Source organism: Arthrobacter sp. Hiyo1, from assembly GCF_001263615.2.
GTDB lineage: Bacteria > Actinomycetota > Actinomycetes > Actinomycetales > Micrococcaceae > Arthrobacter.
The window spans coordinates 559,996-560,569 of sequence record NZ_DF952468.1; the positions used below are offsets into that span (position 1 = coordinate 559,996).

Annotated in this window: 1 pseudogene; it reads left to right on the plus strand. The window is 65.7% G+C overall.

Going from position 1 to position 574, the window contains the following annotated elements:
• Window positions 1–574 (plus strand): annotated as a pseudogene (locus AHiyo1_RS02535) (ATP-dependent helicase); the annotation flags it as partial.

Genomic DNA, 574 nt, shown 5'->3' on the forward strand with positions numbered 1-574 from the left:
CCGGGACCTCGACGCATGATGGCCTTGTTCCACACCGCCGAGCGCTATGTCGACCAGCTTCCCGGCTCCGGTCCCGAACAGTTCCTGGAGTATCTGCTCAGCCAGGAACTCCCCATGGACACCCTTGCCGCCAGGGCCCAGTTGGAGGAGGCGGTGGAGCTCATGACGCCTGCCAGCGCGGCCGGGCGGGAGTGGGCCGTGGTCATCGTGGCGGGGCTGCAGGAGGGAGTCTGGCCCAATACGAGGCTCCGGGGTGAGCTCCTCGGCAGTACTTTGTTTGCCGATGCCGTGGAGGATGGAGTTGAACACGCCTTGCAGCGCGGGCCCCTCAGCAGGCTGAGGGATATCCGCTACGACGAACTGCGGAGCTTCTCCACAGCCGTTTCGCGTGCCCGGGAAGTCCTCATCTGCACCGCGGTTTCTTCGGAAGACGAGCAGCAGTCTGCCTTTCTCGACTATGTGGCGCCTTTGGAGCCGGGGCAGTACCAACGTGAGTACACGCCGGTTGGCCGGCCCATGACCCTGCGTGCCTTGGTGGCCGAGTTGAGGCAGCGGGTTCAGCCGGACGACGCCG